The sequence below is a fragment of the Cyclobacterium sp. 1_MG-2023 genome, from assembly GCF_030546805.1.
Taxonomy (GTDB): Bacteria; Bacteroidota; Bacteroidia; order Cytophagales; family Cyclobacteriaceae; genus Cyclobacterium.
Genome location: NZ_JAUOPC010000001.1, coordinates 380522 through 397396, shown reverse-complemented (window position 1 = coordinate 397396; position 16875 = coordinate 380522). Strand labels below are relative to the sequence as shown.

Sequence of the window (16875 nt, the reverse complement as noted above, 5' to 3'; positions counted from 1 at the left end):
GGCTATTGGGAGTTACCATGAAGTAACTCCCAATAATTTTTCTCCCAAAGGGCTTAACTTGGCTCTAGGGTACCGTTTTTTCTCCCATTCTCTAGGATCACCCGGAAAAGCATAACCCGCCGGGGCTATTTTATTTTTCCAAGATGTGATTCTCCAATTTCGCTTTTCTTCATTGTCCTCCTCAGCAGGCATCATGGAGATATACTGGGCCATCCGAACTTGATCTTCACTAATATTTGGTCGAATGCCATGAGGGAGTTTACTGTTAAAAATTAACAAATCCCCTTCCATTAATTCTACCTTTTCCAATTTAAAATCACTGATATCCGGTTTAAAACGGTTCCGATCTTTTGGCTGCCCTTTTTTCCATGTTTCATAGCTCCGGTAAAGTTCAGGCACACATTGAAAACCTCCAACATCCTTATTGTTTTGGTCATTCAATGCCACCAAGCCTTGAACATTTTGAGGGTTGGTTTCCGGGTCATAGTCCCAGTGGATAAAACCTTTGAACTCAAATCCCGGCCTCGATGGAAGATTGAGGTTGGCCCTATCAATGCTTACCCAAAGCTTATCCATGCCCCAAATATCAGTAAAGGCTTCATAGACCTTTGGGTATTGCCTGATGTCCCATAAGTATTGGTGGTTGTAAATTTCCACCATGCCACTGTTGGTCAATTCTTTCATCTCCATATCTATTGAAGGCTTGGCATACCAGGTAGACAAATCTTCCGGATCTTTTTCTTCAAATTCCCATAATAGTTGGGTCAACCTGGCAGTATAAGATTTAGGTACTGCCTGAGGAATAATCACATATCCATTTTTTACCCAAAAATCCCAATCTGACTCAGTCAATATTTGCAATGCTTTTCCATTGGACCTGTCATTCAAGTGGTATTTGCTTGAATATGCTGTTGAAGGATTGCCCGGAATATCTTTGTGGTCTTTATTGCTGTTCATATCGAAAGTTAATTTAAAGAAGAATACCCCTAATCAATTTTAATTTCTAGAATGAAATCATTGATATCGAAATAATCTTTCTCCCTTGAAACTATTTTGGTGAAAATCAGTAAGAATACTGGTGCAATGCTGTGTAAAAGTTAGCAATTTTATTCAGTTTCTCCAATGAGATCAACCATGAAACAAATTCTTAACTTGATCTGCCTATATTTCCATTAATATAATTTAGTTTTAGCCTACATTTCACAATGCTTACTTTTAATTATGATACCAAATCAGTTCAAGCAATTCTATAGAAAACCCATAAGTCTATGCCTACCTTTAGTACTCAGTTTATTTTTTATTGGCCGTCTAGAAGCACAGAGTAGTGCTTCGGTTTATCATGGTCTATTAAAGCTGCAGGAGACAAAAAAAATATTGTATGTAGCTGCCCACCCTGATGATGAAAATACTAGGCTTATAGCTTACTTGGCCAATGATGAAATGGCTGATGTGGCCTATCTTTCTTTAACAAGGGGTGATGGGGGACAAAATCTAATAGGCAAGGAACTTGGGATGGAACTAGGGATGATTAGGACACAAGAACTCCTTAAAGCAAGAGAAACGGACGGGGGAAAACAGTTTTTCTCTCGGGCAATAGATTTTGGCTATAGTAGAAACCCCAATGAAACCTTGAACAATTGGGATAGGAAAAAACTATTGTCAGATGTGGTTTGGGTCATACGTAATTTTCAACCTGATATTATCATCACAAGGTTTAATACTACCCCAGGAATTACCCATGGTCACCACACCACTTCTGCAATTATTGCAGGGGAAGCATTTAAGGTTTCCGGAGATCCTAATGTTTTTCCTGAGCAATTGGAGCATATAAAACCTTGGTCTGCCAAAAGAATATTTTGGAATGCTTACAATTGGGGTGGGGTATATGATAAAAAACCCGGTAAAAAGTATTATGAATTCCCGGTAGGTAGTTTTAATCCCATATTGGGCATGACTTATTCCCAAATTGCAGCCAACAGTAGGACCATGCATAAATCTCAAGGGTTTGGCGCAACTGCTAGCATTGGTCGGGAAATGGATCTTATCGAATTGGTGGATGGTAAAACCTTTGATGTTTTTCCTTTTGAAGACCTAGAGTCACGTTGGTTACAGCTTTCCAATGGAAATTTAATTGCGGATAAAATTAGTAATTTGATCAATTCCTTTGACTTTGTTGCCCCTGTCAATAATATCGATCAATTGATTGAAATAAAAAAGGAATTGAATAAGGTTCGAGAAAACTTACCCTGGGTCAAAGATAAGCAAGAGCTTGTAGATCAATTGATAATGAAAACTTTAGGCTGGAGAGGCTTATTCCTATCAGACAAGGAATTGAATTTCCCGGCTGCTGTAGTGCATAGCAAAATCATTTTAAATCAAGTCACTGACAAAAAAATTAAAATAAATTCTTTTGAAGTTCTTGACCAGGTGATTTCGCTTAACACTGATCTACCAAATAATTTAGCCTTTGAAAGTGAACTGGATTTTACCATTCCTAAAGACCACTTGAACTCCCAGCCGTATTGGCTTAGAGACCAACCTGAAAATAATTTGTATACTATTAAAGATCAGGAAAGGATAGGTAAGGCCTACAATTCACCGACAATATCGGGGAAATTGACTTTTAGCCTATCCGGAGAGGAGTTTCAAATGAACTTGCCCTTACAGTTTCGCTACAATGACCGGGTAAGTGGGGAGGTAATTCAACCCTTTAAAATTGTTCCTGAGGTTGCAATAGCTGTCAAACAAGAAAATGTTTTCCTTCTCAATGAAGCTTCCGGAATAGTGGATGTAATGGTTAATTTCGGCAAAGAAATAAAAGAAGGAGTTATAAAAATTGAAGGATTAAATGATGCGGAATATCAGGTTGAAGAAACCTTTAGAGACCTTAAAAACAAAGCCATACATTTCCAAGTCGCATTAAATAAAGTTGTAGGAGAAGGGAAATCAGCTCATCAAATATCTTATGTTTCCGACAATGGAGAAGTGTTCGATAAAGGAGTAAAAAGGATTTTATATCCTCATATTCCAAATTTAACTTACTTTCCAAAAGTCTCCTTTAATTTAATCCGGCTTAATCTAAATATAAGTCCGCAAACCATTGGTTATATTCCGGGAGCAGGAGACAAGGTGCCGGAGATTTTACAAAATCTGGGATATCAGGTTGAAATGATTGATGGGGCTCAGCTTGGTTCAGACCTTCAAAAATATGGTACCATAATCACAGGAATCAGGGCTTTTAATGTGAACCAAGACATGGTTTCTAATAGAGATGCTTTAATGGATTATGTAAAAGCAGGAGGGAACCTTATCGTTCAATACAATACTACTGCCTCATTACTAAGCAATGAATTTGGACCATACCCCTTGACCCTTTCCAGAGATAGAGTAACCGTGGAAGATTCTCCTGTTAAAGTGCTACTCAAAAACCACCCTGTACTCAATCAACCCAATGCAATTGCGTCTGTTGACTTTGACGGATGGGTTCAGGAAAGGGGTTTGTATTTTCCCGGCTCCTGGGATGAAAGGTACCAAAGTCCACTATTGATGCAGGATCCGGATGAAAATGCGTCTAAAGGAAGTCTTTTGCTTGCCCAATATGGCAAGGGAACCTATACTTATTCCGGCATATCCTGGTTTCGCTTGCTTCCTGCAGGTGTACCGGGAGCCATCAAGCTTTTTGTTAATCTAATCGAACAAGGCCATGAAAAATAGTAAAGCATTTAACCAATGGACCAAGCTATACTGGCTTCAATTGGTAGTTTTAGGACTTTTAATAGGTCTATTTTACTGGCTAACTGAACATTATTCATGAGTTATCTTGACTGGACTGTCTTATTCGGGACTTTGTTTACCATAGCAGTATATGGTATTTATAAGACTTATGGTCCTAAGGATATGGACAAATACATTCGAGGGGGGAATGACATGAATTGGTTGACCATAGGACTTTCCATTATGGCTACTCAGGCTTCTGCGATAACATTTCTAAGTACTCCCGGCCAGGCTTATTCTGATGGCATGCGCTTTATCCAATTTTATTTTGGCTTACCTGTAGCAATGATTGTGATATGCATGTTTTTTTTACCGCTTTATTATCGGTTAAAAGTTTATACTGCCTATGAATTTTTAGAGCAGCGATTTGACTTAAAGACAAGGACTTTGACCGCAGGTCTATTTTTGATACAGAGAGGTTTGGCTGCAGGAATCACCATCTATGCACCGGCCATTATTTTGTCTACCCTACTAGGGTGGAACCTTACTTTTACCAATGTATTTATTGGAATCATAGTGATTATATATACCGTATCCGGTGGTACCAAAGCGGTATCTGTAACCCAAAAACAGCAAATGACGGTAATGATGGGAGGCATGGTATTGGCAGGTATAATAGTCATTCAGATGATCCCTGTAAGCTTTACAGAAGCCTTGCATGTGGCCGGGAAAATGGAAAAGCTTAATATTGTCAATTTTGAATTTGATTTATCAGACAGGTATAATTTTTGGTCAGGCTTCACAGGGGCGCTTTTCCTATTTCTTTCCTATTTTGGCACAGATCAATCTCAAGTACAGCGGTATCTAAGTGGAAGAACACTTACGCAAAGCAGAATGGGGTTAATGATGAATGGGTTTCTCAAAGTGCCCATGCAATTCATTATACTTTTTATAGGGGTAATGGTTTTTGTATTTTATCAATTTTATCAGCCTCCTGTTTTCTTCAATACGATTCAAACTGATAAGTTGAAAGCAAGTGAATATGTAGAAGATTTCGAAGCACTGGAAAATGAATACGCCAGTATATTTGAAAACAAAGAAAAAAGTATTCACAGCTTATTAGGTGCGATTGAATCCGAAGACGAGAAGGCTGTGGAGAAGTACAAAGGGGCAATCAGTAATCAATCCATAGCTCAAGAAGAGGTGAGGGATAAAGTAAAAGAATTGATTATTCAAAATGACCCTTTGGCTGAAACCCGAGATACAGATTATGTGTTCATGCGCTTTGTGATGGATTATTTACCCAGAGGGGTGATTGGGTTGCTCTTCGCTGTAATTTTTAGTGCTGCCATGTCGTCTACGGCTTCTGAACTCAATGCCTTGTCTTCCACCACCACCATTGATATCTACCGAAGATCGATTAAGAAAGAAGAAAGCTCTAAACATTATATGAAGTCTTCAAGGTGGTTTACAGTGCTTTGGGGAGTTTTTGCCATTCTTTTTGCCACTTATGCTACACTATTTGAAAACCTTATTCAGGCTGTAAATCTATTAGGTTCCTTATTTTATGGAAGTATTTTGGGGATATTTATGGTAGCATTTTTTATGAAATGGGTAGGCGGACGCGCTGTATTTACGGCAGCTATAATCTCCGAAATTTTGATTCTAACCCTTCACTATTACAATGGCAAAACCGTAGGAGACTTTAGTATTGATATTGGATTTTTGTGGTACAATGCCATTGGTTGCCTATTGGTGATGTTTATAGCAGCTATTTTAAACTTATTTATCTCCAAGCCCAAGGACCCAATCCTTAAGAAGGATTAATTAAGGATTGCGTAAGTGGTAGCTCATTACTTTTCCACTTAATCCTTGGGAATGGATTGATTTTGGAATGAATTTCTCCACCTTAGGGATGAAATATTTGAAAAAGAAAACCAGCTCTGTAGACTTCTTCAGAGCTGGTTTAAGAGAAAATGTATAGGTTTTAATTGACTAGAAATCATCACCTTAGATTAGTAATTGGATTTCCGTAGTCTACTCAGGGAGTTTTTCAAACACAAGGGATTAGGCTTCTTGCGTATTATAGTAACGCTTCGTTTTGGAGTAATCCTCTGTTGAAAAGAAGGGTTGAAAACTAGCCACGCGGCGGCTGATATTAAAGTGGTTTGAGCTCGGATATGGTTGTCTATTTCATGATTCGGCTTATCAGTGGTGGTAGATTTCCCAAATCAGTTTAATGTTTTAGGAAGTTTCCAAAGTCATTTATAAAGTATCGATCAATCGTTGATTTAGAGCTACATAATCTAGGTTACCTGCTTCTTCTGCTAATTTCATTGAAACCTGGGCAGTTGAGATTGCCTCTTGCTTTTTCCCTAATGCAGCCAAAATTTTTGCCTTCAAATGGACGGTATAATATTTTGGATCTTTTTCTACCGATTTTGTCACCCACTCAAGGGCCTTATTGAGATCCTTCTGTTGGTTGTAATAATAATTGGACGCTTGAAAAAGTAAACCGGCATCATCGCTTTCTCGATCTATCAATAGTTTTTTAATTTGATCCATAACCACACGGTCTACTTCCATTTCAATTGTAAAACCTACTGAAGTTTTGTCCCATGCAATATTGAGTTGTGCACCAGAATCTGTGAGTTCTGTAAAACTTATTTGCATAGACTCTACTGGGCTTTTTAGTTTGGTTACAGGCACATTGATTCTAAGGGCATCGTCTGAAGGATCATAACCCATAGCCCCCCAAAGCTCTGTATTATTTGAAAAAATGATGGTCCATGATTTCTTTTCAGGAATGGTATACATGGCATATTTTCCTGCCTTCAATGGTAGACCATTTACCTTTATATCAATATCAAATTCGAGGGTAGTGGGATTATTGGCACCGGTTCTCCATACTTTTCCAAATGGTACCAATTCTCCAAATATTTTTCTTCCCTTTTTTCCGGGTCTTGAATAATCTAAATGGATGGTGGTTAAACCTACCTGCTGAGATACTTTGCTACTAGGACTCGCCTGAGGCATTTTTATTTGTGAAAATGCATTCATATTAACAATTGTAAACAGCACCATTAGGCAAACAATATTCTTTGTTTTCATTGATTTTATAATTAGATTGTCTTAAAGCTCTATAAAGAAAAGGATAACCTTACAGTATGGGTTATTATTTTGTTTAAACGGTAATATCACCCTTTTGTAAAGATAGTTAATTTGTATTTAATTATTTATCTGTTCAATTTTCGCTGTTTAAATTATCCTATGACTGTATATTTTTACAGATTCTTTTGACGAGTTTTTAATTAATTAGTTTATCCAAAACCAACCAATTCTTTTCATGGCATTAGCAATTGTTGCGCCTAATAAAACTGACAATGAACTCAATTCTTGGAGAAATATTTTCCAAGAATTGGCCCCGGAAATTGACCTTCAAGTGTACCCCGAAATTAAAGATAAAGCCCTTGTAGAGGTAGTGGTATTATGGCAGCATCCCAAAAACATACTTAAAGCGTTTCCTAACTTAAAGCTTATTTGCTCGATGGGTTCCGGTGTAGACCACATTATGGCGGATTACATTCCTAAAGGAGTTCCCATCACCCGGATTGTTGATCCTCGGCTTACTTTTTCCATGACCAATTATGTTGTCATGGGGATCCTCAATTTTCATCGCCAAATCAATAGATATATCGTCAATAAAAGACTTAAAAAATGGGACATGACCCAGCCCGAAATCCCCATATCCGTGGGAGTCATGGGTGTGGGAGAGCTTGGTGGTGATGTTTTGGATAAGGTTCACGGGTTGGGTATCCCGTGCTTTGGATATGGAAATTCACCCAAAACTTCTTTTCGACATCCATACTATTATGGTCCTCAACTTCAAGAATTTCTTGACAAGATAAATGTAGTGGTTTGTCTACTACCTTTAACACCCAAAACCGAGGGTTTCTTGAATGATGAATTATTTAAAAAATTCAAACCCGGAACTTATCTTATCAATGTTGCCAGAGGTAAACATCTTGTTGAGGAAGATCTCATTCCAGCCATTGAATCAGGTCAGGTTTCCGGAGCCTTATTGGATGTTTTTCGTAAAGAACCCTTGCCGGAATCACATCCTTTTTGGGGCAGAGAAGAAATCATGGTCACTCCCCATATCGCCAGCATTACCAATTACAGAGCAGCTGCACCCCAAATCATTGCCAATTATAGAAATGCAATCGAAAAAAGACCTTTAGTAAATGAAGTCAGTACTGTTCAAGGATATTAAAATTTACTTATAAAATTTATTATGAAAAAATATACCATTCTTTGTCCTACTGACTTTTCAGAATGTGCGTTGAATGCCATAGAATATGCCGCAAGGTTGGGTGAAAAATTAAATGCAGAATTGATTTTATTCCATGTCCCTGACACAGAGGATTATAAAAAATTATTTCCGAAAAAGGAATTGGAAGAAAGTCTTCATGCTGCTGTAAGCAAACTTAATTGTTTGGTAAAAACAGTGGAAGAAGAAAGTCTTAGCAAAGGCTTACATGCTTGTAGTTCTCTGGTAAAAGAAGGAAAAGCTGTAAATACCATCCTTGAATATGCTGAAGAAAATAAGGTTGATCTGATCATTATGGGGACAGAAGGGGTCAATGAATTCAAAAAGAATTATATCGGTACCAACGCATCTAGGGTGGTTCAGCATGCAAACTGTGACGTATTTATTATACCTAGAAAAGTATTTTTTAAACCACCTAGAAAAATGGTATATGCTACGGATTACATGGAAGAAGACAAGCTGGCCATACAAAAGGTGGTGAAAATCGCAGGTTTATTTGATTCAGAAATTGACGTAGTCCATGTAAGTTCAAAAGAAAATATCATAGACAAAGCCTTGCATCGTTCTCTAAAAGAGGAGTTGGCACCTTTTGCCCATTATGACAAAATGAACTTTGTACTCAAATCTTACAGAGATGATGCAGCCTTGGGTTTAGAAAACTACTTGATTACCTCTAAGGGAAATGTATTGTTTACCCTCAGCATGAAAAAAACTTGGTTTGAAAATCTTTTCACCAAGAACTTATCAAAGAAAATGTCTTATTTTATCAATAAACCACTTTATGTGATCAAGAACCTTTGAATTTTTCCTTTATAAAAGACTTAAATTCTCCTCTGGTTTTTTTATCCGTAAAAATACTTGACAAAGTTTTAAAATAGGTCCTGAAATTTAGGGCCTTCTTTTCTGAAATGGGAGGGAGGTTCTCATTGGGTGCCTCCTCTTTTATTTTCGGCAACGGAGAAGCTTTTTCTTCTGTTTTTTCGGGAGATTTATATCCGGTAAGCTTGTCAGCTACAGAGAAACTTTGCTGTGATTTTTCCATGTAACCAAGTTTCTCCTCAACAATCCCTTTATTATTGTGGGCCACGGCATCTTCCGGATCAAGTTCAATGGCCTTTTCGTAATCCGTTATGGCACCTTTTAAATCACCAATCCGATCTCTAAAGTAGGCTCTACTAGAGTATCGGTAGGGATTGTTTGGATCCAAGTTAAGCGCTTGGTCAAATGCTTCCATCGCCTCTTTATTGCGATCAAGTAAATGAAGCACCACAGCCTTGTCTGAAATATACGTGGTATTGTAAGCGTCTGCTTCTAGCAATAAGTCAAAATCAATTAATGCTTCTTCCATGGCCCCCAATCTGGATTGAACCCTGGCCCTATAATGCAAGTAAGCAGGTTGAGATCCTTCTTTATTAATTAACCTGTTGAATATTGCCAAAGCCTCTTCAAATTTTCCTTCCTTATAATAAGAGATTCCAGTTTCTATTGTTTCCACCTTTAATTTGATTTGTGATATAATACATACAAAAGTAATGAAGGTATTGTTTCATTCAACAGTTAATAATCCTTTATTCTTTTTATATTTGAACTGTTTTTGTTTCATTTTTAAATCAGGTATGGCCAGTAAACCGGAAAGTATTTTAAAAGAGCTGGAAGCAAATAAATTTGCCCCTATTTATTTTCTTCAGGGTGAAGAGCCCTATTTCATTGATAAAATTACAAATTTCATTGAAAACAATGCCCTAGCCCCTCAGGACCGTAGTTTTAACCAAACCATAATGTATGGAAAAGAAGCGACTATAGCCTCCATTCTTACCAATGCAAAACGTTTTCCTATGATGGCAGACAGGCAAGTGGTCATTGTAAAGGAAGCACAAAATGTTTTTGAAATAGGAAAAGAAAGTGGGGATCAACAATTGATCGCTTATATCAATAATCCGCTACCTAGTACCATTTTGGTTTTTGCCTATAAATACAAAACCTTGGATGGCCGGAAAGCCCTCGCCAAAGAGTTGGATAAAAAAGCCATACTGGTAAAATCAGACAAAGTTCCTGAATACAAACTTTCCCCATATATTGAACAATATGTGAAATCAAAGGGACATTCCATCGAAACTAAGGCCTGCCAAATTCTTGCTGAATCTATTGGCAATAACATGGAAGTACTTACCAATGAAATTGATAAAATGATTATCAATTTTAATGAACCTGTTAAAATTAACCCGGGGCATATCCAACAATACATTGGAATCAGTAAGGATTTTAACAACTTTGAATTGACCAAAGCCCTGAGTTATAAAGATGTAAATAAAGCAAATACCATCATTAATTACTTTGGTCAGAATATTAAATCCCATCCATTAATACCCATTTTAACACTTTTATACATTCATTTCTCTAGACTATTGCTGGTCAAAGCCAATAAAAATCTTGGCGAAAGAGAATTGGCCGGACTGATCAAGGTAAACCCTTATTTTGTAAAAGAATATACCATAGCAGCAAAGAATTATTCTTTAGGCAAGATTATTGATGTGGTGGGATACCTAAAGGAGGCGGATTTACGTTCCAAAGGTGTAACCACTTCAAATGCTGTAGACGATAGTCAAGTATTAAAAGAACTAATTTTTAAAATTCTTCATTGACCACTATTTTGAGAATGAGAAAAACATTTCTATTATATGGTTTATCCTTGCTAATTTACAGTCAGGCTTATACCCAATCCGGTTTACATCAAACAAGCCTCGAAGCTAAATTTCAAGATGCCCTTGAACTGTTTCACAAAGATCAATTTTCTTCCTCTAGAGAGGCCTTTGATAGGTTGTCTTCACATCCGGATACAAAGGACAATAGCCGAGAAGTAGCCATTGCTTACTATAGGGCATTATCTGCCTTGCGAGGTGATTTCCCTGAAGGCTCCTCCTTGATGGATGCCTTTATTTTGGATTATCCCAATGAATCATTAAGAAATGAAGCAGCTTGGATATTAGGGAATGACTACTTTCAAAGCAAAAATTACAAAAAGGCCATTGGCAATTTTGATTTGCTTAGAAATGTACCCTTAAGCACTGAAAGACACCCTGAATTGTTTTTTAAAATGGGTTACAGTTACTTTCAGTTAAAGAATTTTAGCCAAGCCAAAGCCTATTTTGAAAGGGCAAAAACTTATCGTAGCCCTTATCTGGCCAGTGCCTATTTTTATGCAGGTTATTGTTCTTTTGAAGAAGGCGACTTTGAAGCTGCTGCCAAAGATTTTAAGGAGGCAGAGAAATCTGCTGAATACAGTTTAAAGGTTCCTTATATGTTGGCAGGTATATATTACCGACAAAATAAATTGGACACCCTGATAGCCTATGCTGCTCCAATAGTAAATAAGAAGAATTTGGAGAGTAGTGAACAAATTCACTTGTTATTGGCAGAAGCATATTATGAAAAACGGAATTATGCCCAAGCCGCTTTTCACTATATGGGCTTTGTATCTTCCAATAAAGGAAAGCTTTCCAGAGATCAACAATACAAGGCTGGTGTAGCCCATTATGAAAACAAGCAGTTTGCCGAAGCAAGCCAGTTTTTTAAAGAAGTAGCTTTGGTGAACGATGAGCTAGGGCATTTGGCTAGTTATTTTTTAGGTTATGCCTATGTGCAACAGAAAAATTTACCTTTTGCAGCCAATAGTTTCAATGCAGCCTACAAAATGGACTTTAGGCCGGAAATTAAAGAAGAAGCCCTTTTCAATTATGCGAAAGTTAGTTTGGAATTGGGTAAATTTCAAGAGGCCATTACTGCCCTGGACAAGTACCTGAATGATTATCCTCAAGGGAGTCAAAAAACAGCTGCAGAAAACTTGCTCAGTGATGCGCTGGTGAATACCAACAATTATCTCCGGGCCATCGGCCATATGGAGAAAATGAACAATAAGTCCAGAAGGATTCAAGAAGCCTATCAGAAAGTAACTTTCTACCAAGCCATGACCTATTACAGGGACAACAATTTGAAAGGCACTCAACAAATGCTGACCAAGTCCTTGCAATTTCCGGTAAATAAGTCCCTTCAATTTCAAGCCCAATTTTGGAAAGGCGAGGCCAATGCTGCCAATAATAATGCAGCAGCAGCCATACAGGCTTATGAGAGATTGATCAGCATGAACCCTCCTTCAATGGATCCAAGTTTGATCAGGGCTCATTATGGTTTGGGCTATGCTTATTTTAATGATGGACAATATGAAAAAGCGGAAAGGCAGTTTAAAACCTATACCGATAAATTAAAAAACAGCAGTGATAAGCAACACTATGAAGATGCGTTTGTGAGGTTGGGTGATACCTATTATGTTCAGAAGAAATTCACCGATGCAGCCAATGTTTTTAGAAGGGCAGTAGCAGAAAACAATCAATATAGTGATTATGCTTATTTCAGAGGGGGAGTGGTAGCCAATTTCCAAAATAACAATAGAGAGGCGATTAGGCAATTGGACATGGTCATTAACAATTATCCGAATAGTCTATACATGGAAGATGCCCTCTATCAGAAGGCACAAATACACATGGAAGAACTCAACTATAGCCAAGCAAGGGATGTGTTTTCTCAATTGATTAGCAAAAAACCAAACAGTCCATTTATACCCTATGCTTTAGAGGGCAGAGCTGTTGCCAACTATTCTTTGAAAGATTATGATCAGGCCATAGAGGATTATAAAATGATCTTGGATAATTATCCAAATTCAGAAAATGGCGAAACGGCCTTGGTTGGTTTGCAAGAGAGTTTGTCTTTGCAGGGTAGGTCGCAGGAGTTTTCCACTTATCTGTCCGGATATAGAAAATCCAATCCTAGCAATAATAACCTTCAAAACGTTGAATTTTCAGCTGCAAAGAGCCTGGTTTTCAATCAGTCTTACCGAGATGCCATCACTGCATTGGAAAACTTTATTAGGAATTATCCAAATTCAGCTCAAGTTCCGGAGGCAAAATATTATTTAGGAGACGCCAATTTTAGGTTGGGAGATAAAACCAAGGCATTGGCTATTTTCTATGAAATAGAGAATACCAGTGACAACAACCTCAAAAGCCGTGTTTATCAAAAGATAGGACAGATTGAGTTTGAAAATGGCAATTTTGCAAAATCAATACCTTCTTTCCAGTTCATTGCAAAAAATGCTAGGAGCAAAGCGGAGGAATACGAAGCTACCTACGGTTTGATGCAGGCTTATTTTGAAACACAAAATTACAAAGAAGCCATTATCAATGCAGATAAAATACTTGAACTTGGCAGTATCACCATTGATTCAGCGCCCAATGCACTTTTGATAAAGGCCAAGTCATTAGAAAACACCAAGGCGGAAGCTCAAGCAATGGAAGTTTACCGGCAATTAATGGAAACCCATAAGACCGTCCAAGGGGCTGAAGCCTTGTATAAAATGGCACTGAACTTAAATCGAAAGGGTGAATATGAAGCTTCCAATGAATTGATTTTTGATAATTCTCAACCTTTTACTCAGTATGCTTATTGGTATGGCAAGCAGTTTATTGTACTTGCCCAGAATTATATAGCCATGGAGGAAAAATTTCAGGCCAAAGCAACTTTAGAGTCCATCATTGAAAATGCCTCAGATGAGTCGGTCAAAGAGGAAGCAGAAACTTTATTGCAAACCATCAACTTAGCCAATTAATGAAGAATTTAAGAAATTTAATAACTGGGCTGTTGGTATTGACAGGTGTTGTCCAAGGATATTCTCAAGAGGAGACGGACCCGCAAAGAGGAGAAATCAGGGATACGGAATTTATTATTCGTAAAGACAGGGTTTTAAGCTTACCCAGGCAATCCAGGGTTTTTGAAAAAAGCCCTGCCTTACCTCAGGTATCTACTTCCATCAATTATACCTACCAGGTAAAGAATTTTGCGGCAACCCTTGCTCCGGTTGATGTGAATTTTCAACCCTATCAGAAACCCTTTCCTAAGCCTGAAAGTGACCAAACCCAAGCCATTGTAAAGTTGGGGTATGGCAATTATTCTTCCCCACTAATCCAAGCAGATTACCACAGTCTGGACAATGACGATTATACCTATGGAGCACACATTAAGCACCAGGGCTTCTATACCGGCCCTGTGGATGGGAAAAACTCAGCTGAAGACCATACCGACTTATTATTGAATGGTAGTCTTTACAGGGATGATTTTGAAATATTTGGAAGGCTGGGATACGAAAGGGATATGCACCACTTCTATGGATATACGCCGGATCCGGAAACTGATATAATGCAAGACTCCATTCGTCAGGTTTTTGGTACTTTCAAAGTCATGGCAGGATTAAGACGTGTGGATAAAACTGAGCCGTTTGATTATGAGGCCAACCTTGCTTTAAGGCTTTTCAATGATCGATATGAGGCCAAAGAAAGTGAAGTATTGATTCGAGCCAATGCCGGGTTTAGGGCCAATGACTTTCTAAAGGGTGGCATCAATAGCCTTTTGGCCTTTACTTCACCTCAGGATATTTATTATGAAGATATCAAGCGGAACTATTTTAGGTTACAACCTTATGTACAATATGCCAAAGAGTCCTTCAAGATCAAAGTAGGTGCGAATGTGGTCCAGGAGAATGATATTGTTCCCAATAAAACTGAAGATTTTCATATTTTCCCTATTTTGAAAATGTCCTACTTTGTGGTTCCTGAACTTGGGATTTATGGAACTTACGAAGGGGATGTCATTAGAAATACCTATTATGACTTTATCCAGGAAAATCCATTTTTAGGACCTTCAGAAAACCTGAAAAATACCATTCAAAATTTCCAAATAGATGCGGGAATCACCGGCAAAGCCAATGACCAGGTAAATTATAAAATAGGTTTTAAGTATGGCGATTTCACCAATATGCATTTTTATGGAAACAATGAAATGGACAGTACTCGCTTCCAATTAATTTATGACAATAATTCCAAGGTATTGGAATACCATGCTTCCCTAGATCTTATTTTCGATGATTGGTATCAATTAGACGCTTCAGCCCATTATTACCATTATACATTGGATGAAATTAGCTTTGCTTGGCAAAGACCGGAGTGGGAGGTGAATTTAAACAATACCTTTACCCCAGACGATAAATGGCTGGTACATGCCAATGTCAATGCGATGGGAGGGATTAATGCGATAAATTTGGTATCTGACAACCAGAGAATACTTGGTACGCTTGTGGACCTTCAAATAGGTGCTGATTATGCAATTACAGAAAGAATTTCTGCTTTCGCCTATGGTAACAATCTGCTAAATCAAAAATACCAACGCTTTAGCAATTACCCTGTTCGGGGGATTCAATTGATAGGTGGACTGAGTTTTAAATTTTGATAAAAACGAACAATCCGATACAAAAAGAGAGGTAAGTCCCAAAAAATATAATTTGAGGAAGAGGGGATTTATTGGTGTCAATATTGGCGATTTGCTGGTTTTGCTTTAGCTTAGTGGATTAAAATAACAATTTTTAAGATGTCTGACAAAAATTCCAAGGATCATAACAGCCAATCCGATAATGATGAGGACTTTGGCTTGCCACCGGTCAATGTAACACCATTGGAAGGAGCTAAAGCAGCCGGGTCAATTTCAAGCTCAGGAAAGAAAAAATCTGCTAAGCCATCCAAAAATAATCCTCCGGCAGAAGAAGAAAAGAAAGACAATACAGTTGGTATCTTTTTGATCATTTTATTGCTGATATTGGGCTTGGGTTTCGGGCTATATTATTTCGGTCTTTTTGATACACTCGATCAGCAACCATCAAAAAATACAGCCAGTACGGATCAAGTTGAAAAGCCGGCCCCTGCAACCAAAGAAGAAGTTCCGGAAGCGGTAGTTGAGGAATCTGAACCTGCAGAAGAAACAACTCCACAATTGATAGAAATTGATGCCAGAGAGGCTTCACCTAGGTATTTTTTAGTGGTAGGAAGCTTTATAGATGATGATCTTGCTAGAGATTATTCGGATAAACTCAATAAAGCCGGAGAGAATACGTTTTTGATACATCCTTACGGAAAGATTCATTATTACAGGCTGGCCATTGGGCAGTTTGAGAATGTGGATCTGGCCTTGGAAGCCAGAGAAAGCTTTCAGGACAATTTTGAAGAAAACTTATGGGTTTTGAAATATTAATATGACTTTACTACAAACTTTGTCAACCAGTGATGGCCTTCCGGCTGTAGATTCACTTGCCCTTATGGAAGGCACCGGCTCCAATGATATTGGTCTATTAGATTTAATGATCAAAGGGGGCTATATGATGATTCCACTTTACTTACTTTTTATCCTGGCCATTTTTATCTTCGTAGAACGCATCATCACCCTAAAGAAGGCATCTAAGACGCCTAAGGGAATGATAGACCAGGTGAAAATGATGGTTCAAAGTGGAAATATTGAGCAAGCAAAAATGGTATGCCAAGGAGAAGAGACACCGGTGGCCCATATGATTTCAAAAGGATTGGAGAGAATAGGAAGCCCACTTAAAAACATTGAAGTAGCCATAGAAAATGTAGGTAAAATAGAAATCTATAAGCTAGAGAAAAACCTTGGCCTTTTGGCTACTGTCTCCGGTGCTGCGCCTATGATCGGCTTCCTAGGAACCGTTGCTGGCATGATTCGTGCTTTTATAGGAGTAGCCCAAGAGGAAGGAATGGTTTCTCCAAAATTGCTCTCTACCGGTATATATGAAGCAATGATTACGACTGCCACAGGATTGGTGGTGGGGATTGTGGCTTATTTGGGCTACAATTATTTGGTAACCAGGGTTTCCAAATTGATCCACAATATGGAGTACACTACGATTGAGTTTATCGATCTTTTACAGGATAAAAAGTAAT

At 38.0% G+C, this 16875-nt stretch carries 12 protein-coding genes; 9 read left to right on the top strand and 3 right to left on the bottom strand.

The window, feature by feature from the left end:
• Positions 1-12 precede the first annotated feature (12 nt).
• Positions 13-957, bottom strand: a complete 945-nt coding sequence (locus Q4534_RS01450; protein ID WP_303611387.1) for a phytanoyl-CoA dioxygenase family protein — start codon at positions 955-957, stop codon at positions 13-15.
• A 264-nt stretch (positions 958-1221) separates the two neighbouring features.
• On the opposite strand from Q4534_RS01450, the gene Q4534_RS01445 reads away from it, so the two are divergent.
• Both Q4534_RS01445 and Q4534_RS01440 read left to right on the top strand, forming a co-directional pair.
• Positions 1222-3714: a PIG-L family deacetylase gene (locus Q4534_RS01445; RefSeq protein WP_303611386.1), complete on the top strand. Its 2493-nt coding sequence runs from the start codon at positions 1222-1224 to the stop codon at positions 3712-3714.
• A gap of 96 nt (positions 3715-3810) precedes the next feature.
• Entirely contained in the window at positions 3811-5541 is a 1731-nt protein-coding gene (locus tag Q4534_RS01440) for a sodium:solute symporter (RefSeq protein WP_303611385.1), read from the top strand.
• A 438-nt stretch (positions 5542-5979) separates the two neighbouring features.
• On the opposite strand, the gene Q4534_RS01435 is transcribed toward Q4534_RS01440, so the two are convergent.
• Positions 5980-6825, bottom strand: coding sequence for a DUF2911 domain-containing protein (locus Q4534_RS01435; protein WP_149393287.1), 846 nt, complete (start codon positions 6823-6825; stop codon positions 5980-5982).
• A 235-nt stretch (positions 6826-7060) separates the two neighbouring features.
• Between Q4534_RS01435 and Q4534_RS01430 the strand changes: the two genes are divergently transcribed.
• A complete protein-coding gene (locus Q4534_RS01430; protein WP_303611384.1) occupies positions 7061-7987 on the top strand; it encodes a glyoxylate/hydroxypyruvate reductase A in 927 nt (308 codons plus the stop codon).
• A gap of 21 nt (positions 7988-8008) precedes the next feature.
• The gene (locus Q4534_RS01425) at positions 8009-8845 is read left to right on the top strand and encodes a universal stress protein (RefSeq protein ID WP_303611383.1); all 837 of its coding nucleotides are present in this window, start codon (positions 8009-8011) and stop codon (positions 8843-8845) included.
• On the opposite strand, the gene Q4534_RS01420 is transcribed toward Q4534_RS01425, so the two are convergent.
• Entirely contained in the window at positions 8832-9539 is a 708-nt protein-coding gene (locus Q4534_RS01420) for a tetratricopeptide repeat protein (protein ID WP_303611382.1), read from the bottom strand. The two genes, Q4534_RS01425 and Q4534_RS01420, sit on opposite strands and share 14 nt — an antisense overlap.
• 121 nt (positions 9540-9660) lie before the next feature.
• On the opposite strand from Q4534_RS01420, the gene holA reads away from it, so the two are divergent.
• The 5 genes from holA (at position 9661) to Q4534_RS01395 (ending at position 16874) form a co-directional block, all read left to right on the top strand.
• On the top strand, positions 9661-10686 hold the full coding sequence (gene holA / locus Q4534_RS01415; RefSeq protein ID WP_303611381.1) for a DNA polymerase III subunit delta: 1026 nt from the start codon (positions 9661-9663) through the stop codon (positions 10684-10686).
• Between the two features lie 14 nt (positions 10687-10700).
• Positions 10701-13703, top strand: a complete 3003-nt coding sequence (locus Q4534_RS01410) for a tetratricopeptide repeat protein (protein WP_303611380.1) — start codon at positions 10701-10703, stop codon at positions 13701-13703.
• The gene (locus Q4534_RS01405) at positions 13703-15376 is read left to right on the top strand and encodes a TonB-dependent receptor (protein WP_303611379.1); all 1674 of its coding nucleotides are present in this window, start codon (positions 13703-13705) and stop codon (positions 15374-15376) included. Before Q4534_RS01410 ends, Q4534_RS01405 begins: the two co-directional genes overlap by 1 nt.
• A gap of 138 nt (positions 15377-15514) precedes the next feature.
• A complete protein-coding gene (locus Q4534_RS01400; protein WP_303611378.1) occupies positions 15515-16171 on the top strand; it encodes an SPOR domain-containing protein in 657 nt (218 codons plus the stop codon).
• A gap of 1 nt (position 16172) precedes the next feature.
• On the top strand, positions 16173-16874 hold the full coding sequence (locus Q4534_RS01395; RefSeq protein ID WP_303611377.1) for a MotA/TolQ/ExbB proton channel family protein: 702 nt from the start codon (positions 16173-16175) through the stop codon (positions 16872-16874).
• The last annotated feature ends 1 nt before the right edge of the window (position 16875 follow it).

What these genes read in the sequence shown, in the direction of transcription:
- Q4534_RS01450 (WP_303611387.1), bottom strand. Translation starts at nt 957, where the DNA reads ATGAACAGCAATAAAGACCACAAAGATATTCCGGGCAATCCTTCAACA.
- Q4534_RS01445 (WP_303611386.1), top strand. Translation starts at nt 1,222, where the DNA reads ATGATACCAAATCAGTTCAAGCAATTCTATAGAAAACCCATAAGTCTA.
- Q4534_RS01440 (WP_303611385.1), top strand. Translation starts at nt 3,811, where the DNA reads ATGAGTTATCTTGACTGGACTGTCTTATTCGGGACTTTGTTTACCATA.
- Q4534_RS01435 (WP_149393287.1), bottom strand. Translation starts at nt 6,825, where the DNA reads ATGAAAACAAAGAATATTGTTTGCCTAATGGTGCTGTTTACAATTGTT.
- Q4534_RS01430 (WP_303611384.1), top strand. Translation starts at nt 7,061, where the DNA reads ATGGCATTAGCAATTGTTGCGCCTAATAAAACTGACAATGAACTCAAT.
- Q4534_RS01425 (WP_303611383.1), top strand. Translation starts at nt 8,009, where the DNA reads ATGAAAAAATATACCATTCTTTGTCCTACTGACTTTTCAGAATGTGCG.
- holA (WP_303611381.1), top strand. Translation starts at nt 9,661, where the DNA reads ATGGCCAGTAAACCGGAAAGTATTTTAAAAGAGCTGGAAGCAAATAAA.
- Q4534_RS01410 (WP_303611380.1), top strand. Translation starts at nt 10,701, where the DNA reads ATGAGAAAAACATTTCTATTATATGGTTTATCCTTGCTAATTTACAGT.
- Q4534_RS01405 (WP_303611379.1), top strand. Translation starts at nt 13,703, where the DNA reads ATGAAGAATTTAAGAAATTTAATAACTGGGCTGTTGGTATTGACAGGT.
- Q4534_RS01400 (WP_303611378.1), top strand. Translation starts at nt 15,515, where the DNA reads ATGTCTGACAAAAATTCCAAGGATCATAACAGCCAATCCGATAATGAT.
- Q4534_RS01395 (WP_303611377.1), top strand. Translation starts at nt 16,173, where the DNA reads ATGACTTTACTACAAACTTTGTCAACCAGTGATGGCCTTCCGGCTGTA.